We start from the raw sequence: 25,332 nt of genomic DNA on the forward strand, positions 1-25,332 counted from the left end.
GCGCGCCCGGCACTGGTCGCCGGGCGCGGCACGCTTGGTCGATCAGAGATCGATCAGCAGGCGGGTGGGATCTTCGATCGCTTCCTTGATGGTCTTGAGCGCGGTAACCGCTTCGCGACCGTCGATGATGCGGTGATCGTAGGACAGCGCGATGTACATCATCGGGCGGATCACGATTTCGCCATTGCGCACGACCGGGCGGTCTTCGATGCGGTGCAGGCCGAGCACGGCCGACTGGGGCGGGTTGATGATCGGGGTGGACATCAGGCCGCCGAACACACCACCGTTGGAGATGGTGAAGGTGCCGCCCTTCATGTCTTCCATGGTCAGCGCGCCTTCGCGGGCCTTCTTGCCGTAATTGGCAATCGCCTTTTCGATGCCGGCGAACGACAGCTTGTCAGCATCGCGCACCACCGGCACGACCAGGCCGTTCGGCGCCGAGACGGCCACCGAGATATCGACATAGTCGTGATAGACGATCTCATCGCCCTGGATCTGGGCGTTGACGGCCGGAATGTCCTTGAGCGCCAGGCACGAAGCCTTGGCGAAGAACGACATGAAGCCCAGCTTCACGCCGTGCTTCTTCTCGAACACGTCCTTGTACTTCTCGCGCGCGGCCATCACGGCCGACATGTCCACGTCGTTGAACGTGGTGAGCAGGGCGGCGTTTTCCTGCGCGCTCTTGAGGCGCTTGGCGATGGTCTGGCGCAGGCGCGTCATCTTGACGCGTTCTTCGTTGCGGCCAGGCGCGGCCACGGCGGCAGGCACGGCAGCGGCGGTGGCCACCGGCGCAGGCGAAGCGGCCTTGGCCTGGGCTGCGGCCAGCACGTCTTCCTTGGTCAGGCGGCCGTCCTTGCCGGTGCCCTTGACGGTGGAAGGATCGATTCCGTGCTCCAGCACCGCGCGGCGCACTGCCGGCGAGAGCGCGGCAGCACCGGCATCGTCACCGGCCGGCGCAGCCGGGGCTGCGGCAGGCGCGGGTGCAGGCGTTGCCGGCGCGATCGTGTCAGATGCGGGCGGCACCGGCTTTTCCTCGCGCGGGGCAACCTGGCCGTTGCCGGCCGCGGCCACGCCGTCTTCTACGGTGCCGAGCAGCGCGCCAACCGTGACGGTTTCGCCTTCGGCAACCAGGATCTGGCCGAGCACGCCGGCCACGGGCGAGGGCACTTCGACGGCGACCTTGTCGGTTTCGAGGCTGACGATGGGCTCGTCCAGAGCCACCGCTTCACCGGCTTCTTCAGCCACTGGCCGACCGTCGCTTCGCTGACGCTTTCACCGAGCGTCGGAACCTTGACTTCGATGGACATGACTTGGTGTTCCTTGGGGAGAATTCAGGTGGACGAAACGGCCGGGTCAGGCCTTCTTCTTGCGGCGGATTTCCTCGCGCACCGACAGAGCCAGCGCATCGGCCACCAGGGCGGCCTGCTCGGCAACGTGGCGCTTGGCCAGGCCCGTGGCGGGCGAAGCAGAGGCGGCGCGGCCGGCATAGCGGGCGCGGGCAACCTTGCCCTTGGCGGCCTTGAGCGATTCCTCGATCAGCGGCTCAGCAAAGAACCACGAACCGTTGTTCTTCGGCTCTTCCTGGCACCATACCACGTCTTCCAGATTGGCCATGCGCGAAAGACGCAGGGCCAGCGGCTCACCCGGGAAGGGATAGAGCTGCTCGATCCGGATGATCTGGGTGTCGGTGATGCCGGCAGCATCGCGCGCCTCGATCAGGTCATAGGCCACCTTGCCCGAGCACAGCACGACGCGGCGGGTGTCCTTGTCTTCGGGTGCCGAAGGATCGGACAGGATGCGCTTGAACTGTGCCTCGCCGATGAAATCGGCCGCGGTCGACTTGGCCAGCGGGTGGCGCAGCAGCGACTTGGGCGTCATGATGATCAGCGGCTTGCGGAACGAGCGGTGCATCTGCCGGCGCAGCACGTGGAAGTAGTTGGCCGGGCTGGTGATGTTGCACACCTGCAGGTTATCTTCGGCGCAGAGCTGGAGATAGCGCTCCAGACGGGCGGAGGAGTGTTCCGGACCCTGGCCTTCATAGCCGTGCGGCAGCAGCATGACGAGGCCGTTGGCGCGCAGCCACTTGGCTTCGGCAGCGGCCACGTACTGGTCGATCACGATCTGCGCGCCGTTGGCAAAGTCACCGAACTGCGCTTCCCACAGCACCAGCGTCTTGGGATCGGCGCTGGCATAGCCGTATTCGAAGCCGAGCACGCCATATTCCGACAGCGGACTGTCGAGCACTTCGAAGCGGCCATGGGGCAGCGTGGCGAGCGGCACGTACTTGTGCTCGTCGGTCTGGTCCACCCACACGGCATGGCGCTGGCTGAACGTGCCGCGGCCGCAGTCCTGGCCCGAAAGGCGCACGTTGTAGCCTTCGGTGACGAGGCTGCCATAGGCGAGCGCTTCGGCCGTGGCCCAATCGAACCCGTTGCCCGACGCGAACATCTCGCGCTTGGCATCGAGCACGCGGCCCAAGGTCTTGTGGACGGTGAGGCTTTCGGGAACCGTGGTCAGCGTGCGGCCCAGGCTGTCGAACAGCTTCTGCTCGATGCCCGTGGCCACGTTGCGGCGCGCGGTGACCGGGTCGGCCGGCTTGTTGAGGCCCGCCCAGCGGCCGCCGAACCAGTCGGCTTCGTTGGCCTTGTAGCTCTTGGCGGCTTCGAACTCGCTTTCCAGCGTGGCGGTGAAGCGGTCTTCGGCTTCGCCCTTCCAGTTCTTGTCGATCACGCCTTCGCTTACCAGGCGATCGGCATAGAGCGACGAGACCGCAGGGTGCTTGCGGATCTGGGCGTACATCAGCGGCTGGGTGAACGATGGCTCGTCGCCTTCGTTGTGGCCAAAGCGGCGGTAGCACCACATGTCCAGCACGATGTCGCGGCCGAACTGCTGGCGATAGTCGATCGCCAGCTTGCAGGCAAAGGTCACCGCTTCGGGGTCATCGCCGTTGACGTGGATGATCGGCGCCTGGACGCCCTTGGCCACGTCCGAGGGATAGGGCGAGCCGCGCGAGAACTGCGGGCTGGTGGTGAAGCCGATCTGGTTGTTGATGATGAAGTGGATGCAACCGCCGGTGTTGTAGCCTTCCACGCCGGAAAAGCCGAAGCATTCCCACACGATGCCCTGGCCGGCAAAGGCCGCGTCGCCGTGGATCAGCACCGGCAGGACCTGCTTGTGCTTGCCATGGCCCACGTCGTCGCGGAACTGCTGCTGCGCCAGGGTCTTGCCCAGCACGATCGGGTCCACCGTTTCCAGGTGCGACGGGTTGGGCAGCAGGCTCATGTGCACCTTGGTGCCGTCGAACTCGCGGTCGGTGCTGGTGCCCAGGTGATACTTCACGTCGCCCGAGCCGCCCACGTCTTCGGGATTGGCGCTGCCGCCCGAGAATTCGTGGAAGATCACGCGATAGGGCTTGGCCATCACGTTGGCGAGGATGTTGAGGCGGCCGCGGTGGGCCATGCCGTAGATGATTTCCTTCACGCCGCGCTGGCCGCCGTACTTGATCACCGCTTCGAGCGCGGGGATCATCGACTCGCCACCGTCAAGGCCGAAGCGCTTGGTGCCGACATACTTCTTGCCGAGGAACTTTTCGTACTGTTCCCCGCGCACCACGGCGGAAAGGATCGCCTTCTTGCCTTCGGGCGTGAAGTCGATCGACTTGTCGCCGCCCTCGATGCGGTCCTGCAGGAACTTGCGCTCCTCCACGTCGGAGATGTGCATGTATTCCAGGCCGATCTTGCCGCAATAGTTGCGACGCAGGATCTCGACCACTTCGGGCACGGTGCCCCATTGCAGGCCCAGCGTGCCGCCCAGGTAGATCTTGCGATCCATGTCCTTGGCCGTGAAGCCGTGGTATTCGGGGCTGAGGTCGGCCGGGAGGTCCTGCTTGGACAGGCCGAGCGGATCGAGGTTGGCCGCAAGGTGGCCGCGCACGCGATAAGTGCGCACCAGCAGCATCACGCGCAGGCTGTCGTTGGCGGCCTGTTCCAGCGCCGCTTCGTCGAGCGCGGCACCGGCCTTCTTGGCAGCCTTGGCCACTTCGACCTTGAGCGCCATGGGATCGAGCGCACGGGTCAGATCATCGCCGGCCAGCGCGTCGGTAATCGGCCAGCGCTTCGATTGCCAGGATGGACCCTGCTGCGGCGCATCCTGTGAAGGATCGACTTCGAACTCGTGCACTTCTTGTCCCATCGTCAGTTCACTCCTTTGCCCCCGGGAGGGGAGGGGCTTCGGAAAGAGGCATGAGGCAGACCGCGAAACCCAAGGCGGCCTGTCTGTGACTGTCATCGGTTGCCCGACGCCATCGCTTGGATCGGCAGCCAATCTGCGGCGCGGTGCGCGTGGATGGGCCAGGTATCCTTAATGGCGTTCGGTCAACGCCCTCCGAAGAGGGCCTTAAGGGTATTGCCAGCGCCACCGTGGCGGCCCTGGCCGATAACGTGCGGTGCAAGGCCCGCGGCCGCCCCGAAAGGCAAGCCGCGGGCCAGGCATTCAATCAGGCAAGCGAAGGATCGATACCCTTGCAGGCCACCAGAAGTTCCTTCACCGCATCGACCGAAACCTGGAGGTTGGCCTTGGCGGTTTCATCGAGGTTGATTTCGATGACCTTTTCCACGCCGCCTGCACCGATCACCACCGGCACGCCAACATAGAGGCCGTCAACGCCATAGGCGCCATCGACATAGGCGGCGCAGGGCAGGACGCGCTTCTGGTCCGACAGGTAGGCTTCGGCCATGGCGATGCCCGAAGCGGCCGGGGCATAGAACGCCGAACCGGTCTTGAGCAGGCCGACGATCTCGCCGCCGCCCGAACGGGTGCGCTGCACGATCGCGTCGATCTTGTCCTGGGTGGAAGCGCCCATCTTGATAAGATCGGTGACGGGGATGCCGGCAACGGTGGAATATTCCACAACCGGAACCATCGTGTCACCGTGGCCGCCGAGCACGAACGAGTTCACGTCGCGCACCGAAACGCCGAATTCCCAAGCCAGGAAGGTGCTGAAGCGGGCCGAGTCGAGCACGCCGGCCATGCCCACCACCTTGTTGTGCGGCAGGCCGGAGAATTCGCGCAGCGCCCAGACCATCGCGTCGAGCGGGTTGGTGATGCAGATCACAAAGGCGTCGGGCGCGTTGTCGCGGATGCCTTCGCCAACGGCCTTCATCACCTTGAGGTTGATGCCGAGCAGGTCATCGCGGCTCATGCCGGGCTTGCGCGCCACGCCGGCCGTCACGATGATGACGTCCGCGCCTGCGATGTCCTTGTAATCGTTGGTGCCGATGATCTTGGCGTCGAAACCTTCGACTGGGCCGCACTGCGAGAGATCGAGAGCCTTGCCCTGGGGAACGCCTTCCACCACGTCGAACAGGACGATGTCGCCCAGTTCCTTCTGCGCGGCCAGATGCGCCAGAGTGCCACCGATGTTACCCGCGCCGATCAGCGCGATCTTCTTGCGTGCCATGTGCTTTACGGTCCTTTCCCGGAGACGTCGCGGGACAAGCGTTCAAGCGTTGCCGACTCAAGCCCCCGGATGGAGGTCCCCCCGCGCCCGCGAGACGGGAAGGGTTGCCGACAAGTGGAGGGGCACGTAGGCCTGCCCGGCAGGGATTGCAACCGCAAAAAACCCCGCATTTGCGGGTTTCTTTGATAAGAGTTCGCAATAGCATTAAACAGTAAATCGGCCGTTCATACGAATGCGACAGGCAGGCCAGTGCCCGCCCGCCAGAACGGCACCGGGTGGCCGGCTTTCAGGGCAATTCACGCCAGGCCGGCCAGTTCCCGTTCCAGGGCGTGGCCCTTGCGGCGATCGAGCGTGTGGCACACTTGCGCCCACCAGGCGGCGCCATCGTGATCGCCCGCCACGGCGGCACCCTTGGCTGCCGCGGCAGCCTGCCCGGCGGCGGCGTGGCCGTGACTGGCAAACAGGCGCAGCGCCTGGGCCAGCAGGGCATCGTCGGCAAGATTGTCAGCCACGCGCGCGGCCATCATCCGGCCCGGCGAAGCGTGCGCGGTGCCATTGGCCTGGCGCAGGCTGGCCCAGCCGGGATTGTCGTTGGCCGCATGGGCCGGCCGGCCGGCGGGCCGGCGGAGACAGGGCGAGATCATGCCATAGCGAGGGGCGAAACGCAGCATGCGCAGATGGTCTCCATTGTTCGTTGCGACACCGAAATTTCGCGTAAATTCGGCTTTTTCCTTGTTGAAAGCGGCAAGCGGGCTGAAATCCGCAGCAGCTCTGCCGTCCTTCTAAGGGGGTGCGCGCTAACAGGGGATGAGACGAGACGGTAAACGACCCGTTGATGCTGCCATGGCGGTGGAAGTGAAGTGGCCCGGCGTGGCCGTGCCGCAGCGGCGCGTGGGTTCAGCCGTGCGGCTGGGCAATCCACTTGCCCGCGTTTTCATAAGCCTCGCTCGCTTCGGGGCGCAGTTGCCCGCTCGGCGCGCCGGGCAGGGGCGTGCCCGACAGCGCGGGGCCGGCCGGCGCCATGCCGCGCAAGGGCGAATCGACCGCACGCAGGCCCGTGCCTGCCGGTTGTGCCAGGGGCGCACCGCCCGGCCCGGCGGTCGTGCGCTCCAGTGCGGCCATGCGGCCATCCTCGAACGCTTTTTCCAGCGTCAGCGGATCGGCCAGATCCGCCGCGACGGGCACCCAGCTGCGCGGATGCGGGGCGGCGAGCGGCTCTGCACCGCGATACGTGCCGGTGAAAGCAGCCGGCAGGCCGGCCGTGCCGGCCCAACGATAGAAGCGATGCGCCCCGATCGTGCCGATGAAGGCAAGCTTGTCTGCCCACAGCGGGTGCACCGCGCTGGTATGGTAATGCGTGGCGAGGCCAACCGGGGCAAAGACATTGCCGGCCAGGGCATCGGCGGCCACGCGCCGCGCGCGGTCCCAGAACTGCTGCACCGGGCGGCGCGCCATAGCGCCGTCGCACGCGAAGCTGAACTGGCAGCCGGGCCGTTCCGATCCCTGGTAGACCACGCCGCACACGGTCTTGGGAAAAGCGGGATGGGCCACGCGGTTGAGCACGACTTGCGCCACCGCGCGCTGGCCGGCATCGGGTTCCGAAGCGGCTTCGTAATAGATCGCGGTGGTCAGGCATTGCAGCGCGCGCCAGCGGTCTTCGCCGCTGCCCGAGGCAAACAGCGGCCGCGCCGCGGGATTGCGCGCCCAGGCCGCAAGCGTGGGCGCGTCGTCGGCGTCGCCATGGATCGCGGCCACCTGCCGGTCCCAGGCGCGCGCGGCGTCCTGCGGAGCCAGCAGGCCGCTGTCCTGGGCCGAAACGTAATAGAATGCCGAGCCGGGGAAACTTTCGCCCGCGCGCTCGAATGGTTGCAGGCCGTTACGATCGTGCGCGGCCGCGGCATCGATCCCCGGCGATCCCCAACCCACCGCGCCCAGCACCAGGCCAAGCGCGCCGATCGCGGCAATGCCGGCAGCGCGCTCTGCCAGGCGCGAGCCTGCGCGGTGCTGGTGCCGCCACGATGTCATGTCGCGCCGGCGGATGCGTGCGGCAAAATCGCGTGGCCGCACCGGGGCCAGGGTCAGCGCCTGAAGCAACGCGCCATCGGCCTGCCGCCGCTGCGCCAGCATCGCGCGCTCTTCCGGCCCCGGCGGCGGCATCAGCGCTTCGGGTGGCAGGGTGGGCGTGGCGCCGGTGAAGGGACTCGGGTCTGGCATAAGGGCGGGCAGGGGCCTGATCTTGCAATGGTGCGTTAGTCGCTGCGTGGCAACCATGCACGGGGGTAAATGGCTTCGTCCCGATAAGGCACACCCCGCTACCGCTTGGTTAAATTCTGCCGCGGGCTTGCCCCATGGTACAGGGGGCGCTATCGGCCGCGGCAGACGCCACCGGTGCCCGCGCAAGCGGGCTAAGAGGGAAGCCGGAACCAAAGCCGGCGCTGCCCCCGCAACTGTTTCCGGACGAGCGCCACGCCCTTTGTGCGCCACTGGCCCCCACGCGGGCTGGGAAGGCCGGCGTGTCGCGATGACTTCGGATGAGCCAGGAAACCTGCCGGTGTGTGGTCGTTCCGCGGCCGGGCGGGGTGTACCGGGCGCAAGCGTGACGAGTTTCCGCCCGGGGCCCGGCGGACCCTCGCGCCATGGACGGCAAGACTGTCCATGGGCCGGGAGGAAAAGACCATGAAGACTTCGCTGTTTGCGCTGGCCGCCACGCTCGTGCTGGCCATGCCTGCCCATGCCGAGGAAGCTGCACCATCCGATGGCGCAGAAATCACCGTCCTGGCCACCGGCAGCGCCCTGTCGCTCGACCAGACCGGCCAGGCGATCAGCGTCGTGCCGCTGCAAACGATCGAGGCGGTGCAGGGTGTCGATATCACCCGCGTGCTCGAACGCGTGCCGGGGCTGACCTATTCGCGCACCGGCGGGCTTGGCGCGCAGACGGCCGTGCGCCTGCGCGGCGGGGAAGGGCAGCACACCCTTGTCCTGGTCGATGGCGTACGGGTGGAAGACCCGTCCGCGCCTTCGGGCGGGTTCGATTTCGGCACGCTGACCAGCGGCGGCATCGAAAGGATCGAAGTGCTGCGCGGCTCCAACTCGGTCATCTGGGGCAGTTCGGCCATCGGCGGGGTGATCGCGGTGACCACGCGCGAGATCGACGGCGCGGAAGCTTCGGCCGAAGCCGGCTCGCGCGGCAGCTATGATGCCGAGGCGGTCGCCGGGGTTAAGCGCGATCGCTATGCCTTCTCGCTGGGCGGCGGCTATGCCACCACCGATGGCGTCTCGGCCGCAGCCAATGGCACGGAACGCGATGGCTATGACCAGTGGCGCGTGGGCGGCAAGGGCCGCGTCAACCTGACCGACACGCTTTCGCTGGTGGCCAGCGCCCGCTATGCCGATGGCAAGACCCAGATCGATGGCTATGACGCCGATTTCAATTTCGGCGATACCCCCGAATATACCACCACCCGGCAGTTCTTCGGCCGTGCCGGGGTGCATTACGCGGGCGGCGCCCTCACGCTGGACGCAGGCTATGCCCTGTCGGACACGCGCCGCCGCTATTACACCGGCGGAGCAGACGACACGTTCGAATACGGTTACAACGGCCGTAGCGAGCGGGTGGAACTCAACGGCCGCTATGCGCTGCCGGCCGATTTCGCGCTCGATTTCGGCGCGGATCGCGAATGGACCCGGTTCGACAGCACTTTTGACGCGCAACAGCGCGCGCACCTGACCAGCGGCCATGCCATGCTCGGCTGGTATGGTGCCAAGGCCAGCCTTGCCGGCGGCGTGCGCTATGACGAACAGAGCCAGTTCGGCAGCAACGTGAGCCTCGGGGCCAACGGCACCGTGGAAGTGCTGCGCGGCCTGCGGTTCAACGCCAGCTATGGCGAAGGCTTCCGCGCGCCCACGCTCTACCAACTGCTTTCGCCCGATTACGGCAACGCCAATCTCAATCCCGAACGCAGCCGCAGTTATGATGCCGGCTTGGCCTATACCAGCGCAGACGGCACGTTCCACGCCGGGCTCACGCTGTTCCGCCGCGATACGCGCAACCTCATCACCTACGTCTCGTGCTACATGGTGGAAAGCGCGCTGTGCACCGGCCATGCCTATGGCGTGTATGACAACGTGGGCAAGGCGCGCGCGCAGGGCGCCGAACTGGAAGTGGGCGCCACGCTCAGCCCAGGGGTCAAGGGGCAGATCGCCTATGCCTATACCGAAGCGACCGATCGCACCCCTGGCGCGGCCACGTTCGGCAAGGACTTGGCGCGCCGTCCGCGCCACGCGCTGACCACTTCGCTGGACTGGACCACGCCCTGGGCCGGCCTGGCCCTCGCCGCGGATATCCGTTTTCAATCCGAAACCTTTGACAACGCGGCCAATTCGATCAAGCTGTCGGGCGGTAGCGTCACCACGCTGCGCGCCAGCCTGCCGATCCTTCATCAGGCCGAACTGTTCGGCCGGGTGGAAAACGTGTTCGATCGGCCGCTGGTGACGGCAGCGGGCTATGGCGCGCTGGGTCGTTCGGTGTTTGGCGGGGTGCGCCTGCGCTACTGATGGCGCGCCGCGGCACCAGCGAAAGGAATGACCTTGACGTGATCGGCCGTGTGCTGCCCCGCTTGTCTTGCCGCCGCCTGCCTGCACTGCTGGCCCTGGCTCTGGTGGGATGCGCGCGGGTTGCCCCGGCCGGTGAGGCGGCGCATGGCGCAGGTGCCCTGCCGCGTATCGTCTCGCTCAACCCGTGCAGCGACGCGGTGCTGGCGCAAGTGGCCGACCGCGGGCAGATTCTGGCGCTGTCCTTCTACAGCCGCGATCCTGCGCAAACCTCGATGGACGTGGCCGAGGCGCGCCGCTTTCCCTCCACCGATGGCGCCGTGGAAAGCGTGGTCGCGCTTCATCCCGACCTGGTGGTGACCAGCACTTATGCCGATCCGGCCACGCTGGCGGCGCTGCGCAGCATGGGGCTGCGCGTGGAAACGGTGGGCATTGCCGATTCGCTGGCTGCGGCGCGCGCGCAGGTCCGCAGCCTGGCCGCCTGGGCCGGCCATCCAGAGCGCGGTGCGGCACTGCTGGCGCAGATCGATCGCGCCGTGGCAGAGGCTGCGCCGCCGCCCGGCCATGTTCCCATTCCGGCCGTGTTGTGGGAGCCGGGCGGGCTGGTGCCGGGCCAGCACACGCTGGTCTCTGACCTGATGAGCCAGGCGGGTTTTGCCAATTTCAGCGCGCAGCGCGGGCTGGGCCAATCCGAACGCCTGCCGCTGGAGCGCATGCTGGCCGATCCGCCGCGCGTGATCCTGGCGGTGGGCCCGGCACCGGGCACGATCGTGCCAGGCACCGGCCCGGACGAAGACCGGCTGCTGTTCCACCCCGCGCTCGCTGCGTTGACGCACACCGCGCGCGCCCCGATCGCGCCCAATCTCATCTATTGCGGTGGCCCCACGATTCCGCGCCTGCTCGATCGGCTGGTGGCGGTGCGCCGCGAACTGGAAGGCCCTGCGTTGGACAAAGCTTTGGGTAGGCCGCAATGAACCGAGCCGCTCTGCCCGTGGTGCTGGCCACGCTGCTCCTGCTGCTGTTTCCGCTGTGCCTGATGGCGGGGCAGGTGTGGATCAATCCGTTCGATCCAGCCGGGGCCCCATACAGTGCCAATGCCACGGTAATCCTGGCGCAACTGCGCCTGCCGCGCGCGGTGCTGGCGGTGGTGGTGGGCGCCGGGCTGGGCGCGTCAGGCGCGGCGATGCAAGGATACTTGCGCAATCCGCTGGCCGATCCCGGCCTGTTCGGGGTGGCGCCGCTGGCTGCATTGGGTGCTGTATTGTCGTTGTTCATGGGCTTTGCGGTGCAGCCTTTCGCGCTACCGGCCATGGCCCTGGCAGGCGCGGCGGGCGGCATGGTCCTGCTCGCCCTGATCGCTTCGGGGCCGCGCACCGGCCTGGCCGGCGGGGTGGCGCTGTTCACCCTGGCGGGGATGATGCTTTCCAGCCTTGCCGGCGCGCTCACCAGCCTGGCGATCAGCCTGGCGCCCAATCCCTTTGCCCTGACCGAGATCGTGACCTGGCTGATGGGCGCGCTCACCGACCGCAGTTGGCACGATGTCGCGCTGGCCGCGCCGCTCACCGCGCTGGGCCTTGCCGTGCTGTGGCGGGCAGGGCCGTCGCTCGATGCGTTGACGCTGGGCGAACTGGCCGCGCGGTCGATGGGGCTCGATCCCGCGGCCTTGCGCTGGATGATGGTGCTGGGCGTCGGGCTGGTGGTGGGCGCCGGGGTTTCGGCCGCCGGGGTCATCGGCTTTGTCGGGCTGATGGTGCCGCACATTGTCCGCCCGTTCACCGATCGCCGCCCGTCCAGCCTGCTGCTGCCCAGCGCGCTGGCTGGTGCCCTGCTGTTGCTGGTCGCCGATGCGCTGTGTCGCTGCCTGCCGCTGGCGGGCGGGGAACTGCGCCTGGGCATCGCGCTCAGCCTGCTGGGGGCGCCGTTCTTCCTGCACCTCCTGCTGCGCCTGCGGCGTGGTCTCGCCTGAAAGGGGCGCGCATGGAACTTGTTGCCGAAGCCGTAACCGTGGTGGGCCGCCTGCGCGAAGTGCGCGCAGGCCTTGCGCCCGGGCGCCTGACGGTGATCTGCGGGCCGAACGGCGCGGGCAAGTCCACCCTGCTGTCCGCCCTGGCCGGCCTGGTAGAGCCTGACGCGGGCCGCGTGTGCCTGGGCCAGCACCGCCTGGGCGAATTGACCGGGCGCGAGCGGGCCATGGCGATCGGCTATCTGCCCCAGGCCGGCGAAGTGGCATGGAACGTGACGGTGGAAACGCTGGTGCGGCTGGGCCGCCTGCCGCACCGCACCCCGGCCAAGGTGGACGCCGCCGCCACCATGGCCGCACTCGACGCACTCGATCTCAATGCCTTGGCCGGGCGCGAGGTGGGCACGCTTTCGGGCGGGGAGCGCGCCCGCGCCCTGCTCGCCCGCGTGCTGGCCGGGCAGCCGCGCTGGGTCTTGGCGGATGAACCACTGGCCGCGCTCGACCTGGCGCACCAGCAGGCGCTGCTTGCCCATTTTCGCCGCCTGGCCGGCCAGGGCGTGGGCGTGGTGGTGGTGGTGCATGATCTAGCGCTGGCGATGAACCACGCCGATCACGTCATCGTGCTCGATCGCGGCACCGTGGCGGCCAATGGCCCGCCGCACGTGGCCCTGGCCGAAGAGGTGCTGGCCAGCGTGTGGGGGGTCAAGGCGCGCTGGGTAGGAGACGGGCGCAGCCGCGCGCTTGCGATCGGCTGACCGGCTTCCCACATTCCAGATCAATCGTCCTTGCCCACGCAGCCATCTTGCGCGGCTATTGCTGCGCTGCGACAGGCTTGCGTGAATCGAACAAATCTGGAACACCGCCCTTCATGTCGACCGCATCCACTCGTGCGCGTAGCGCATTGACCACCCTTTCCGTGCGCGGCGCGCGCGAGCACAACCTGAAGGGCATCGATGTCGATCTGCCGCGCGACAGCCTGGTGGTGATCACCGGCCTGTCGGGCTCGGGCAAGTCCAGCCTGGCGTTCGACACGATCTATGCCGAGGGGCAGCGGCGCTATGTCGAATCGCTTTCGGCTTATGCGCGCCAGTTCCTGGAAATGATGCAGAAGCCCGATGTGGAGCACATCGACGGCCTTTCGCCCGCCATTTCCATCGAGCAGAAGACCACCAGCCGCAACCCGCGCTCCACCGTGGCGACGGTCACCGAAATCTACGACTATATGCGCCTGCTCTGGGCGCGGGTGGGCATTCCCTATTCACCGGCCACCGGCCTGCCGATCAGCGCGCAGACCGTCAGCCAGATGGTCGACCGCGTGATGGCCCTGCCCGAAGGCACGCGCGCCTATCTGCTCGCCCCCGTGGTGCGCGGCCGCAAGGGTGAATACCGCAAGGAACTGGCGGAGTGGCAGAAGGCGGGCTACACCCGCGTGCGTATCGATGGCGAGATGTTTGCCATCGAAGACGCCCCGGCGCTCGACAAGAAGTACAAGCACGACATCGAAGTGGTGGTCGACCGCATCGCGGTGAAGGACGGCATCCAGACGCGCCTGGCCGACAGTTTCGAACAGGCGCTCAAGCTGGCCGATGGCCTGGTCTATATCGACCTGGCCGACACCACCGTGGCGGAACTAAATGGCGAGGCGCCGCCGGAAAAGGCCAAGAAGGGCGCCGCCAAGGGCCAGTTGAAGGGCGCGGGCCTGCCCGACAACCGCATCGTCCTGTCCGAAAAGTTCGCCTGTCCCGTCTCGGGCTTCACGCTCGACGCGCTCGAACCGCGCCTGTTCTCGTTCAACGCGCCCCAGGGGGCCTGCCCGGCCTGCGATGGCCTAGGCGAAAAGCTGCTGTTCGATCCACAACTGGTGGTGCCCAACGAGCATCTCAGCCTCAAGCAGGGCGCCATCGTGCCCTGGGCCAAGTCCAACCCGCCCAGCCCCTATTACATGCAGGTGCTCGCCAGCCTGGCCGGGCATTTCGGGTTCAGCCTGGACACGCCTTGGGACAAGCTGCCGGGCGAAGTGAAGATCGTGATCCTCCACGGCACCGCCGGCAAGGCCGTGCCGCTCACCTTCATCGACGGCAAGAAGAGCTACACCGTCTCCAAGGCGTTCGAAGGCGTGATCGGCAACCTCAACCGGCGCATGCTGCAGACCGAAAGCGCCTGGATGCGCGAGGAACTGGGCAAGTTCCAGACCGCGCAGCCCTGCGAAACCTGCAACGGCGCGCGGTTGAAGCCCGAGGCGCTGAGCGTGAAAGTGGCCGGTAGCGACATTTCCACCGCCACGCACCTGTCGGTCAGCGATGCGCTGGAATGGTTCGCCACGCTCGATGGCAAGCTCACCAGCCAGCAGAGCCAGATTGCCAAGGCCATCCTCAAGGAAATCAACGAGCGGCTTGGCTTCCTCAACAATGTCGGCCTCGATTACCTCAATCTCGATCGCACGTCCGGCACGCTCTCGGGCGGGGAATCGCAGCGCATTCGCCTGGCCAGCCAGATCGGCTCGGGTCTTTCGGGCGTGCTCTATGTGCTCGATGAACCCTCCATCGGCCTGCACCAGCGCGACAACGACCGCCTGCTCGAAACCTTGAAGCGCCTGCGTGACCTCGGCAACACGGTCATCGTGGTGGAGCACGACGAAGACGCGATCCGCACGGCCGATTATATCGTCGATCTGGGGCCGGGCGCGGGCGTGCACGGGGGCGAAATCGTGGCGCAAGGCACGCTGGACGATATCCTGTCCAGCGAAGACAGCCTGACCGGCCAATACCTGACGGGCGCGCGCCGCATCGAAGTGCCCAAGAAGCGGCGCAAGGGCAATGGCCTGTCGATCGTGGTCGAAGGCGCGCGGGCCAACAACCTCAAGAACGTGACGGCCAAGATTCCGCTCGGCACGTTCTGCTGCGTCACCGGCGTGTCCGGCTCGGGCAAGTCGAGCCTGACCATCGACACGCTCCAGGCCGGCGCGGCGCGCATGCTCAACGGCGCGCGCGTGGTGGCCGGCGCCCATGATGCGATCAAGGGCCTCGAACACTGCGACAAGGTGATCGAGATCGACCAGTCGCCCATCGGCCGCACCCCGCGCTCCAATCCGGCCACCTACACCGGCTCGTTCACCCTGATCCGTGACTGGTTTGCCGGCCTGCCCGAAGCGCAGGCGCGCGGCTACAAGCCCGGCCGGTTCAGCTTCAACGTCAAGGGCGGCCGCTGCGAAGCCTGCCAGGGCGATGGCCTGATCAAGATCGAAATGCACTTCCTCCCCGACGTTTACGTGACGTGCGAGGAGTGCGGCGGCAAGCGCTACAACCGCGAAACACTGGAAGTGAAATTCAAGGGCCATTCCATCGCCGACGTGCTCGACATGACGATCGAAGACGCGGTGGAATTCTTCAAGGCCGTGCCCCCGATCCGCGAGCGCATGGCCATGCTCCACGAAGTGGGGCTGGGCTATGTGAAAGTGGGCCAGCAGGCCACCACGCTATCGGGCGGCGAAGCCCAGCGCGTGAAACTGGCCAAGGAACTGGCCCGCCGCTCCACCGGCAAGACGCTCTATATCCTCGACGAACCCACGACCGGCCTGCACTTCGAAGACGTGCGCAAGCTCCTGGAAGTGCTCCACCGCCTGGTGGACCAGGGCAACAGCGTGGTGGTGATCGAACACAACCTGGATGTGATCAAGACCGCCGACTGGATCATCGACATGGGCCCCGAAGGCGGCGTGCGCGGCGGCGAAGTGGTCGCCGTGGGCACCCCGGAGCAGGTGGCCAAGACCAAGGCGAGCTTTACCGGGCATTACCTGGCGCCGTTGTTGAAGCGGTGAAGGCCTAAGATCCTCCCCGCTCCGCGGGGAGGGGGACCACGCGAAGCGTGGTGGAGGGGGGCGGCAGAACGCGACTTGTAGGGATGCTATACCATCTCGAGACTAAGCAGGTCCGTTGCAAGTGATGGGCAGAGATTGGGATATTGCCGTCATTGGGTTCGCATCGTAGGAAAGTGCTCTACGATGGCACTGCTACCCATTACTAAGATCAACTCCATTGGTGGCGACCTCTTAGCCTGATATCTCGGAATCCGTTTGGACATGGGGGTTTTGTGACGGAAGAAGTTCAGCAAACGCGGTATCAGCGGTATCTTGAGGAGATCAGCGAGGATATCACCGAAACAGTACAAGCTATGGGCTGCCAACCCATACTGTTCATTGGTTCAGGACTTCCGCGTCGTTATATGGGTGCCCCTAACTGGGACGAACTGCTAAATCACCTTGCTGGTGAGTGTTCGGCAATTGAAAAGGGGCTTGGATTTTACAAGCAGTCGCTTAAAACTCCGATGAAAATTGGTGAGGAGTTTGCTCGCCTATATCAAGAATGGGCTTGGGGCGTGGGGCATAATGAGTTCCCCGAGAACATGTTCGGCGAGGATGTGAACGCACAAGACTACTTGAAATTCAAAATATCTGCTCTCCTCAATTCTATAACACCGGCAGACTTTTCGCAGCTAGGCGGCGATAATTTTAAAGCAGAAATTGAAGCTCTCCGTAACATCAAGCCTCATGCGATCATAACGACCAATTATGACCGGATGATCGAGATGATTTTTCCCGACCATGAGCCTATTATCGGCCAGCAGATTCTCCGGGGGCAGCAGTTTTCGGTGGGAGAAATATTTAAAATACATGGATCAATTGAGCAGTATAATAGCATTGTATTTACTCAGACTGACTATGATAATTTTGCTAAAAAGAAAAAGTTCTTAAGTGCTAAACTGTTAACTTTCTTCAATGAGCATCCAGTGCTGTTCATCGGATATAGCGCATCCGACCCCAATATTCGGTCTATCCTATCAGATATCGACGAAGCCCTACCTGAAAAGGGCGGTATAATCCCGAATGTCTATATCCTGGAATGGAACGATGGGTTAGCGGCCGACAGTAGCCCAGCCAGAGACAAGTTGATAGCGACAGAAGAAGATCGCAGCATCCGTGTGAAGTTGATCGAAGCGTCAGATTTTGGCTGGGTATTCGATGCATTCGCGGCCAACCCAGTTCTCAATGATGTCAACCCACGAGTGCTTAGGGCATTGATTGCTCGTTCATACACCCTCGTTCGCCATGACATTCCGACAATGACGATCGAAGCGGATTTCAAGATGCTCAACCAAGCTGTTGAAGACTCAAACAGCTTTGCCAAGTTGTTTGGGATTGCAAATATCAGCGATTACAGTGCAGCATCTGCGCATCACTGCCTTAGTGCCACCGAACTGACAAATCAGCTTGGCGGAAAAGGATCGTACATAGCTGTGTCGCTGATCAGAAAGATAAAAGAAGATAAGGGCGTGGATATTAAAGAAAGCGATAACCGCTATCATAGAACAGAAAAAGTGAATAAGACTATGTTTCACAAATACTCTGCCGACATGCTAGAGATACTTAAAAAAGTCCAAGCAGGTGAGGATTACGAACTTGATTTAGAATGAGCAGTTTGCCGTCACGGAAATTTCGGGAGATGCGTTGCTGTCAACCCTGAGGCCGCGCCTCGCGTGAATTCCGGGGGCAACGTGAATTCCGGGGACAGTATACTGATCTCTTAGCGATCAGAAGGCGCGCACGGTCGCGTGGCGTGCTGCATGCATGGGCCGCTGCCCCATATTTTTCACACGAAGCCACGAAGACACGAAGAAGCTTATCCTCTTCGTGTCTTCGTGGCTTCGTGTGAAATCAATTCAATAGCTGTGCTGCGCGCAACAGCCGTTCTTGAGCGCAGCAATCTCAACGTTCCACGTGCGGCGCCGGTACTGCCGCACCACCCCTCCACCACCGCTTTGCGGTGGTCCCCCTCCCCGAATCGGGGAGGATTGGATGGTCTGCGGAGGGCCGTGGTGTTACGGGAGATGCGTTGCCATCAGCCCTGAGGCCGCGCCTCGCGCCGCACGAACCATAGCGCCATCACCGCCAGCGCCACCAGCACGCCGCACAGCAGCCACGCGGCATTGACCGCCGGAACGAGCGCTGCTTTTTCCACCAGGGGTCGCACCATCTCGGTGGTGAAATCATCGAGGGGTTGGCCGCGTTGTTCCAGGAAGGCGTCGCGGGGGATGCCGATGCGGACGGCGGTGGCCACGTCGCCGGCGCGGAGCTGGTCGGCGATGTGGGTGCCGGCGCTGGCGGCGCGGGTGAAGATCGTGGTGTCGATCAGGGCGAGGCCCACGGCGCCGCCCAGGTTGCGCATCATATTGAACAGGCCGCTGCCGTCGGCCACCAGAGTATCGGGCAGGCGGCCCAGTGCCATGCGGGTGGGCGGCAGCAGGCAGAACATGATCGCGGCGCCGCGCACGATCTGCGGCAGGATCATCGCGTGGAAGTCGGTCTGTTCGGTCTGGCCGGTGCTGAGCAGCAGGCCGATGGCGAACAGCACGAAGCCGAAGCCGGTCAGCAGGCGCGGGTCCATCCGGCGTTCGGCATAGACGGCGATGGGTGCCACCAGCAGTTGCGTGCAGCCGGTCACCAGCATGATCTCACCGATCTGCAGCGGCCCATGCTCGCGCACCAGGCCCAGGAAGAACGGCATCAGATAAGTCGAGCCGAACAGCCCGAAGCCGAGCACGAAGCTGAGCAGGCAGCCGATGGTGAAATTGCGATCGGCAAAGCAGCGCAACTCCACCAGCGGAGCGCTGGACAGCATCGTGCGCCACACGAAGCAGGCGGCGCACGCGGCCGCGCCGGCCAGCAGCCCCAGCACGCGCGGGCTGGCCCAACCCAGCGTCGGCGCGTCTTTCAGGCCAAGCTGCAATGCCACCAGCCCCGCGGCGAGCAGGATCAGCGCGAGCAGATCGACCCGGCGGCCCACCTGCCGGCCCGTCGATTGCCCGCGCAGAAAGATCAGCACGCCCAGGCTGGCGATCACGCCGGGCAGGATGTTGACGCGAAACAGCCAGTGCCAGGAATAGGACTGGGTGATCCACCCGCCCACGATCGGCCCCACGGTGGGCGCCAGCACCGCCGCAACACCGGCAATCGTGGTCGCCAGCCCCTGGCTGCGCGGCGGAAACAGCAGGAACACAGCCGCGAACACCGCCGGGATCAGGGTTCCCCCGGCAAAGCCCTGAACCACCCGCCACGCGATCAACTGGCCAAAGCCGCTGCTGGACGCGCAGCCCGCCGATGCCAGGGTGAACAGGCAGGCAGCGGCCACGAACAGCCAGCGCATGCCCAGCCGCGCGGTGAGAAAGCCGGTGAGCGGGATCGCCACGATTTCCGCGGTGAGATAAGCCGTCTGCACCCACACCATCTGATCGGGCGCGATGCCGAGGGCCGCCTGGATGGCGGGGAGCGACGTGGCGACGATCTGGATATCGAGGATGGCCATGAACATGCCCAGGCACATCAGGATGAAGCCGATCCATTCGCGATAGCTTGCGCCGTCATGTTCGCTTAGGCTCGGGGCGTCAGTGCCAACCATGCGTCCAGCCATCGATTCTCCTGTGCGAGCCCGCGCCCATCATAACGCAGGCTAAGGAACTCGCTCTCGACAAATTCGTTTCGGGGCTGGGACATTTGCTGCCGGTTCGCCGGTCTTTCAGGCGACATCCGTGATGCAACCCGTTTCGATTCTCTCGCTTTGCACCCAAACCCCGGCCAATATCCTGCCCCAGGCCGAAGCGATCGCCACCGCGCGGGAACTGATCGGCGGGCACTTTGCCGATTTCGAGCGATTGGCCGCCGTCTATACCAACGCCGGCGTCCACACCCGCCAACTGGCCATGCCGGTGCAATGGTATCGCAGCGAGCGCAGCTTTGCCGAACGGAGCGAAGTCTATCTCTCCGTCGCGCTCGATCTGTGGGTGGCGGCGGCCGAGCAGGCGCTGGCGCAAGCCGATCTGCGCGCCGAGCAGGTGGATACGATCGTCACCGTGTCTTCCACCGGCATTGCCACGCCCAGCCTGGAAGCGCGGGCCATGGCGCGGCTGCCGTTCCGCAACGACGTGGCGCGTGTGCCGGTGTTCGGCCTGGGCTGCGCCGGTGGCACCTCCGGCCTTGGCCTGGCGAGCAAGCTGGCACGGGCCACGCCGGGTTCGCATGTGCTGTTCGTGACGGTCGAGCTGTGCAGCCTGGCCTTGCGCACCAACCGCGCCGACAAGGCCGATATCGTCTCCACCGCGCTGTTTGGCGATGGCGCAGCGGCCTGCGTGCTGCGCAGCGGCGAGGGCGGTTTCGTGCAGATCACGGCGAGCGCGGAAAAGACCTGGCGCGACACGCTCGACATCATGGGCTGGCAGGCGGAGCCGACCGGGCTCGGCGTCGTGCTCAACCGCGCCATTCCCGCCTTCGCCCGGCAGGAAATGCGCCAGGCGATGCAGGAAATGCTGGCGCCGCAAGGGCTGAAGATCGAAGACGTGGATCGGTTCATCTGCCATCCCGGCGGGGCCAAGGTGGTCGATGCGCTGGAACAGGCCCTGGCGCTCAACCAGGGGGCGCTGGTCAAGGAGCGAGAGGTCTTGCGTGATCATGGCAATATGTCTGCGCCCACGGTGCTGTTCGTGCTGGACCGCTATCGCCGGGAAGGGCTGCCGCCGCTCAGCGTGATGAACGCGCTGGGGCCGGGCTTTACCGCGTCTTCGCTCACGCTGCGGTGCGCGGCATGAACGCGGCCTATGCCATCATGGCCTTTGTCACGCTGCAGCGGTTGAGCGAACTGGTGATTGCCCGGCGCAACACCGCGCGGCTGCTGGCCGCCGGCGCGCGCGAAGTGGGCGCGTCGCACTATCCTGTGATGGTGGCGATGCACACGGCATGGCTGGCGGTGTTGTGGTTCACCGTGGGCGATCGGCCGATTTCGCTGCCCTTGCTGGGGGTGTTCGCCGTGCTGCAATTGCTGCGGGTATGGGTGCTCGCCACGCTGGGGCCGCGCTGGACCACGCGGATCATCGTCACGCCCGAAGCGCCGCTGGTGAAGCGGGGGCCGTTTCGCTTTGTGCGCCATCCCAACTACATGGTGGTGACCGCCGAAATCGCGGTGCTACCGCTCACGTTCGGGCTGGTCTGGGTGGCGCTGCTGTTCACCGTTCTGAACGCGGCGATGCTGACGGTGCGGATCGGGGCAGAAAACCGCGCGCTTTACGGCGATGGAAAAGTCAGTGCTTAGCCGCCGCCTCGCGCTCGGCCTTGATGCGCAGCATGGCGGCGTGGCACACCGGTGACGTCTGCTCGATCTTAGTGATCATGCAGGCTTCCACCTTCTTGCGGCTCAACGATTTCATCTCTGCCGGGCACAGCCGCCGCGCTTCCTGAACGCAAGCCTTCTTGCCCGGATCGGGCTGGGGCGATGCAGCGGCCTGGCCCATGCCCAGCACAATGGCACCCAGGGCCAGAACAACGCGGGCAGCACGTGACAGCATCGATGCATTCCTTGCGACAGGGGCAGGCTTTGCCCGGATGCTGCCGATTGGACCCATTCTTGCGATGCTTGTCAACGGCTTGCCGTACTTGGGGCGCGGCAGTTCAGCGCAGCTTGGCGATGCTCAGCCCGTCTGCCTTGGCGCGATCCTTCACCGATTCCTCGGTGCGGGTGAGGGCCTTGGCGATGGATTTGAGGCCCATGCCTTTCTTGGCAAGGGTGTGAAGCTTCTGGAGTTCCGCAGGGGTCCAGGGCTGGCGATGACGTTCGAACTTTTCGGCCATGGCGCGGGCGGTAGTCCACAGCGGGCGGGCTGTCCAAGGAAACGAGACCCGGTGCGGTGTGGGCGCGCGGGTGGGCGCGCCCGGCCATCGCATCACTGGTGCAGGTAGATCGCGCGTTCGTGGCTGAAGCACTTGAAGCCGAAGTAGCCGTGATAGCTGCCCATGCCGCTGGTGTTCACGCCGCCGAACGGCAGGTTGTTTTCCAGATAGTGCGAGAACACGCCGTTGACCGTGACCCCGCCCGAAGAGGTGCGGGCGAGCACCTTCTCGACCGTCGCGTCGTCCTTGCTGAACACATAGAGCGCCAGCGGCTTGTCGCGCGCCTCGATATAGCCGATCGCCTGGTCGAGGGTGTCATAAGTCATAACCGGGATGACCGGGGCAAAGATCTCGTCCTGCAGGATCGCCATCTGCGGTGTCACGTCGGTGAGCATGGTGGGGTGGATCGTCAGGTCATCGGCGTCGAACTGCCCACCCACGGCCACCGTGGCGCCCTTGGCCACGGCATCGTCGAACATCGCCTTGACCCGGTCGAAATTGGCCTTGTTGACGATCTGGGCAATGCCGTCCTTCCTCAACTGGCCGGCTTCGTCATAGAGGTTGGCCTGCACGCGGGCGCGGAACCCGTCGACCAGCGCGGCCTTGGCGTCTTCGGGCACGAAGACATAGTCCGGGCTGATGCAGGCCTGGCCGCCGTTGAACTGCTTGGCAGCGGCCAGGGCCGCGGCGATCGGCGCGATGTCCGCGCCGGCATCGATGATCACCGGAGACTTGCCGCCCAGTTCCAGCGTCACGCTGGTGAGGTGGCGGGCGGCGGCGGCCATGACGATCTTGCCCACGCGCGGGCTGCCGGTGAAGAAGATGTGGTTGAACGGCAGGTCGAGCAGCGCGGTTGCCACCGAAACGTCGCCTTCGAACAGGGCCACGTCCTTTTCATCGAAGGCTTCGCGGATGATCTTGGCGGCAACGCGCGCCGTGGCCGGGCACAGGTCGGTCAGCTTGACGATGCAGGTGTTGCCGGCGGCAATCGCGGCGGCCACCGGGCCCAGCGCCAGGCCCAGCGGGAAATTCCACGGCCCCAGCACCAGGCACACGCCGCGCGCTTCATAGCGGATCTGCGCGCGATCCGCCGGGTTGAGCGAGGTGGCGACTTCCGTCGGCTGCATCCAGGTTTCGAGATTGTCGATGTTGCGCTGGATGTTGCCAGTAACGTTGAGCACCTCGGTCACGCGGATTTCGCCCACCGGCTTGCGCGTGTCATCCTGCACGGCGGCCACGATGGCATCGGCATGGGCTTCGACCGCGGCTTTCATGCGGGCCAGCTTCTCCTTGCGCTCCGCCGCGCTGGAGGCCTTCGCCTCCCACTGGTGGGCCTGCTGCAAGGCAAAGACGCGCGCGATATCGGCCGAAAGGTCGGCGGCGGTGGGAACGGCAATGGTCATGGTCCGTGGCATCCTGCTGGCTTTTTATTCGTTAGTTAAACTAACGATAATTCTGCAGGAAGCAAATGCCATGTTGCCAGCGTGGCCCTGCACGAAGGGGCAGGCCCCGGCGCAGGCAAAGTCTGCGCCAGACGCCGCGCATAAAACGAGGGCCGGCATTGCTGCCGGCCCTCACGAACGCCTGTGACCGGCCAAGCCGGTCTTGGGGAAGCGGGCGCTGACCAACGGTTGCGGGCGAGGGCCGTTCAGGACATCAAAGCCCCTGGGCCGTTGGCGGCGCCCGGCTGGTCAGGCGGCGTCAAAGCTCTCGTGCGCAGTCCGCATTCGCTCGCCCGGGGAAGGGCGAGGCCAGAACCCTTTTCCGCAACACCGCACGGTGCGCAGCATCACGGGCGTGGCCTTTACACCGAAGCACCGCTCCCACGCGCGCCGATCATGAACGCACGGGACGGACCCCACCGGGGCAAAGGCACCGGCAAATGGCGCCGTGGGCGCAATTCCTGGCCGCGTGTTTCGACACGGGCATGTGCGAAATTGCTGCGCACAAAAACCATTGCCGCAAGCCCCCTCGCGGGCGCCACATATCCCCCTCACCATGCCGTGAAGGCACGAGCAGAATGCATGGTGTTCCGTTTGGCAAAAGGCTTGCTCTTCAGGTAAAGAGCTTTGCAAATCAGGGGCTTGCGCCTGCTGATTGGCGGCACTTCATCCTGTCGATTTCAGGATGCTGCGCCTGTCTTTCGAGTCGCGCAAGAGGGAATTTTGCGGATGGTTTGACGGGCGGGACGAGGCGAGTTTGCGGTGTTGTGCAAGGCTTCGCACCACCCCCGACCCCCTCCTCTGAAGAGGAGGGGGAGTATTGCGCAGGCACAAAAAAGCCCCCTCCTCTTCAGAGGAGGGGGTTGGGGGTGGTGGAGGCCATAAGCAGCCTCGAAGGGAGATCAGCGCCCCTGCTGGGCCAGCAGGCGCAAACGCAGGGCGTTGAGCTTGATGAAGCCAGCCGCGTCCTTCTGGTCATAGGCGCCGGCATCGTCTTCGAACGTCACGTGGCGTTCGGAATAGAGGCTGTCGGGCGACTGGCGGCCGACCACCGAGGCAAGGCCCTTGTAGAGCTTCAACCGCACGGTGCCGTTGACCTTGGCCTGGCTGTGGTCGATCGCGGCCTGGAGCATTTCGCGCTCGGGCGAGAACCAGAAGCCGTTGTAGATCAGCTCGGCATACTTGGGCATCAGCTCGTCCTTGAGGTGTGCCGCGCCGCGATCGAGCGTGATCGATTCGATGCCGCGATGCGCCACCGCATAGATCGTGCCGCCCGGGGTTTCATACATGCCGCGGCTCTTCATGCCGACGAAGCGGTTTTCCACCAGATCGAGGCGGCCGACGCCATGCTTGCGGCCCAGCTCGTTGAGCGCGGTGAGCAGCGTGGCCGGGCTCATCGCCTCGCCATTGAGCGCCACGCCATCGCCCTTGGCGAAATCGATCGTGATATATTCGGGCACGTCCGGCGCGTCTTCCGGGTTGACCGTGCGCGAGAAGACATAGTCGGGCACTTCCTGCCACGGGTCTTCCAGCACTTTGCCTTCGGACGACGTGTGCAGCAGGTTGGCGTCGGTCGAGAACGGGCTTTCGCCGCGCTTGTCCTTGGGCACCGGGATCTGGTGCGCTTCGGCCCAGGCGATCAGCGCGGTGCGGCTGGTCAGGTCCCATTCGCGCCAGGGGGCGATGACCTTGATGCCCGGCTCCAGCGCATAGGCCGAAAGCTCGAACCGCACCTGGTCGTTGCCCTTGCCGGTGGCGCCATGGGCCACGGCGTCGGCGCCGGTTTCGCGGGCGATCTCGATCAGGCGCTTGGAAATCAGCGGCCGCGCGATCGATGTGCCGAGCAGGTAATCGCCTTCATAGCGGGCATTGGCGCGCATCATGGGGAAGACGAAATCGCGCACGAATTCCTCGCGCAGGTCGTCGATATAGATGTGCTCGGGCTTCACGCCCATCAGTTCGGCCTTGGCGCGGGCCGGTTCCAGTTCCTCGCCCTGGCCCAGGTCGGCGGTGAAGGTCACGACTTCGCAGCCGTATTCCACCTGCAGCCACTTGAGGATGACGGAGGTATCGAGCCCGCCCGAATAGGCCAGGACGACACGCTTGATCTCGGACATGGGCGGGCACTCCTCAACTGAAAGACGCGACAATGCCCGGACAGGGCAAGGACGGGGCGCGCCTAACAGGCAGGGGGCCATATCGCAAGGCGCGC

Annotated in this window: 17 protein-coding genes, 1 pseudogene and 1 riboswitch; of the genes and pseudogenes, 8 read left to right on the forward strand and 10 right to left on the reverse strand. The window is 65.3% G+C overall.

The window, feature by feature from the left end; genetic code table 11:
• Positions 1 to 42 precede the first annotated feature (42 nt).
• The 5 genes and pseudogenes from odhB to R9J51_RS09575 all read right to left on the reverse strand — a co-directional run bounded on the left by odhB (position 43) and on the right by R9J51_RS09575 (position 7,672).
• Positions 43 to 1,307, reverse strand: a pseudogene (odhB, locus tag R9J51_RS09555) (2-oxoglutarate dehydrogenase complex dihydrolipoyllysine-residue succinyltransferase).
• 46 nt (positions 1,308 to 1,353) lie between these two features.
• A complete protein-coding gene (locus R9J51_RS09560; RefSeq protein WP_168554318.1) occupies positions 1,354 to 4,191 on the reverse strand; it encodes a 2-oxoglutarate dehydrogenase E1 component in 2,838 nt (945 codons plus the stop codon).
• Between the two features lie 304 nt (positions 4,192 to 4,495).
• Entirely contained in the window at positions 4,496 to 5,458 is a 963-nt protein-coding gene (mdh, locus tag R9J51_RS09565) for a malate dehydrogenase (protein ID WP_179504316.1), read from the reverse strand.
• A gap of 296 nt (positions 5,459 to 5,754) precedes the next feature.
• Positions 5,755 to 6,129, reverse strand: a complete 375-nt coding sequence (locus R9J51_RS09570; protein WP_168554320.1) for a hypothetical protein — start codon at positions 6,127 to 6,129, stop codon at positions 5,755 to 5,757.
• A gap of 226 nt (positions 6,130 to 6,355) precedes the next feature.
• Positions 6,356 to 7,672: a cell wall hydrolase gene (locus R9J51_RS09575; protein ID WP_432787961.1), complete on the reverse strand. Its 1,317-nt coding sequence runs from the start codon at positions 7,670 to 7,672 to the stop codon at positions 6,356 to 6,358.
• A 169-nt stretch (positions 7,673 to 7,841) separates the two neighbouring features.
• Positions 7,842 to 8,012, forward strand: a riboswitch (cobalamin riboswitch).
• A 122-nt stretch (positions 8,013 to 8,134) separates the two neighbouring features.
• Between R9J51_RS09575 and R9J51_RS09580 the strand changes: the two genes are divergently transcribed.
• From R9J51_RS09580 to R9J51_RS09605, 6 genes are all read left to right on the forward strand, one after another.
• Positions 8,135 to 10,012: a TonB-dependent receptor domain-containing protein gene (locus R9J51_RS09580; RefSeq protein ID WP_179504317.1), complete on the forward strand. Its 1,878-nt coding sequence runs from the start codon at positions 8,135 to 8,137 to the stop codon at positions 10,010 to 10,012.
• Between the two features lie 38 nt (positions 10,013 to 10,050).
• Positions 10,051 to 10,983 carry an ABC transporter substrate-binding protein gene (locus R9J51_RS09585; protein WP_432787962.1) on the forward strand — a complete coding sequence of 311 codons (933 nt, stop codon included), beginning with the start codon at positions 10,051 to 10,053 and terminating at the stop codon, positions 10,981 to 10,983.
• Positions 10,980 to 11,975, forward strand: coding sequence for a FecCD family ABC transporter permease (locus tag R9J51_RS09590; protein WP_168554323.1), 996 nt, complete (start codon positions 10,980 to 10,982; stop codon positions 11,973 to 11,975). Before R9J51_RS09585 ends, R9J51_RS09590 begins: the two co-directional genes overlap by 4 nt.
• A gap of 11 nt (positions 11,976 to 11,986) precedes the next feature.
• Positions 11,987 to 12,724: an ABC transporter ATP-binding protein gene (locus R9J51_RS09595; protein WP_169473912.1), complete on the forward strand. Its 738-nt coding sequence runs from the start codon at positions 11,987 to 11,989 to the stop codon at positions 12,722 to 12,724.
• Positions 12,725 to 12,837: 113 nt separating this feature from the next.
• Entirely contained in the window at positions 12,838 to 15,786 is a 2,949-nt protein-coding gene (gene uvrA, locus R9J51_RS09600) for an excinuclease ABC subunit UvrA (RefSeq protein WP_168554325.1), read from the forward strand.
• A gap of 272 nt (positions 15,787 to 16,058) precedes the next feature.
• Positions 16,059 to 17,438, forward strand: a complete 1,380-nt coding sequence (locus R9J51_RS09605) for an SIR2 family protein (RefSeq protein ID WP_179504318.1) — start codon at positions 16,059 to 16,061, stop codon at positions 17,436 to 17,438.
• 425 nt (positions 17,439 to 17,863) lie between these two features.
• Here R9J51_RS09605 and R9J51_RS09610 read toward each other — a convergent pair whose 3' ends face one another.
• Positions 17,864 to 19,420: a DHA2 family efflux MFS transporter permease subunit gene (locus R9J51_RS09610; protein ID WP_179504319.1), complete on the reverse strand. Its 1,557-nt coding sequence runs from the start codon at positions 19,418 to 19,420 to the stop codon at positions 17,864 to 17,866.
• A 133-nt stretch (positions 19,421 to 19,553) separates the two neighbouring features.
• On the opposite strand from R9J51_RS09610, the gene R9J51_RS09615 reads away from it, so the two are divergent.
• Positions 19,554 to 20,603, forward strand: a complete 1,050-nt coding sequence (locus tag R9J51_RS09615; protein ID WP_179506409.1) for a 3-oxoacyl-[acyl-carrier-protein] synthase III C-terminal domain-containing protein — start codon at positions 19,554 to 19,556, stop codon at positions 20,601 to 20,603.
• Complete coding sequence (locus tag R9J51_RS09620) at positions 20,600 to 21,103, forward strand: isoprenylcysteine carboxylmethyltransferase family protein (RefSeq protein WP_179504320.1); 504 nt, start codon at positions 20,600 to 20,602, stop codon at positions 21,101 to 21,103. Before R9J51_RS09615 ends, R9J51_RS09620 begins: the two co-directional genes overlap by 4 nt.
• Here R9J51_RS09620 and R9J51_RS09625 read toward each other — a convergent pair.
• From R9J51_RS09625 to R9J51_RS09640, 4 genes are all read right to left on the reverse strand, one after another.
• Positions 21,093 to 21,356 (reverse strand): hypothetical protein, encoded by a 264-nt coding sequence (locus R9J51_RS09625; protein WP_179504321.1) that lies wholly within the window; start codon positions 21,354 to 21,356, stop codon positions 21,093 to 21,095. The genes R9J51_RS09620 and R9J51_RS09625 overlap by 11 nt on opposite strands.
• A gap of 103 nt (positions 21,357 to 21,459) precedes the next feature.
• The gene (locus R9J51_RS09630; RefSeq protein WP_054130888.1) at positions 21,460 to 21,639 is read right to left on the reverse strand and encodes an SANT/Myb-like DNA-binding domain-containing protein; all 180 of its coding nucleotides are present in this window, start codon (positions 21,637 to 21,639) and stop codon (positions 21,460 to 21,462) included.
• Positions 21,640 to 21,731: 92 nt separating this feature from the next.
• A complete protein-coding gene (locus R9J51_RS09635; RefSeq protein WP_179504322.1) occupies positions 21,732 to 23,081 on the reverse strand; it encodes an aldehyde dehydrogenase family protein in 1,350 nt (449 codons plus the stop codon).
• Between the two features lie 941 nt (positions 23,082 to 24,022).
• Entirely contained in the window at positions 24,023 to 25,237 is a 1,215-nt protein-coding gene (locus R9J51_RS09640; RefSeq protein WP_179504323.1) for an argininosuccinate synthase, read from the reverse strand.
• Positions 25,238 to 25,332 lie beyond the last annotated feature (95 nt).

Origin of the sequence: Novosphingobium rhizosphaerae (assembly GCF_050920675.1) — a bacterium.
Classification (GTDB): Bacteria; Pseudomonadota; Alphaproteobacteria; order Sphingomonadales; family Sphingomonadaceae; genus Novosphingobium; species Novosphingobium rhizosphaerae.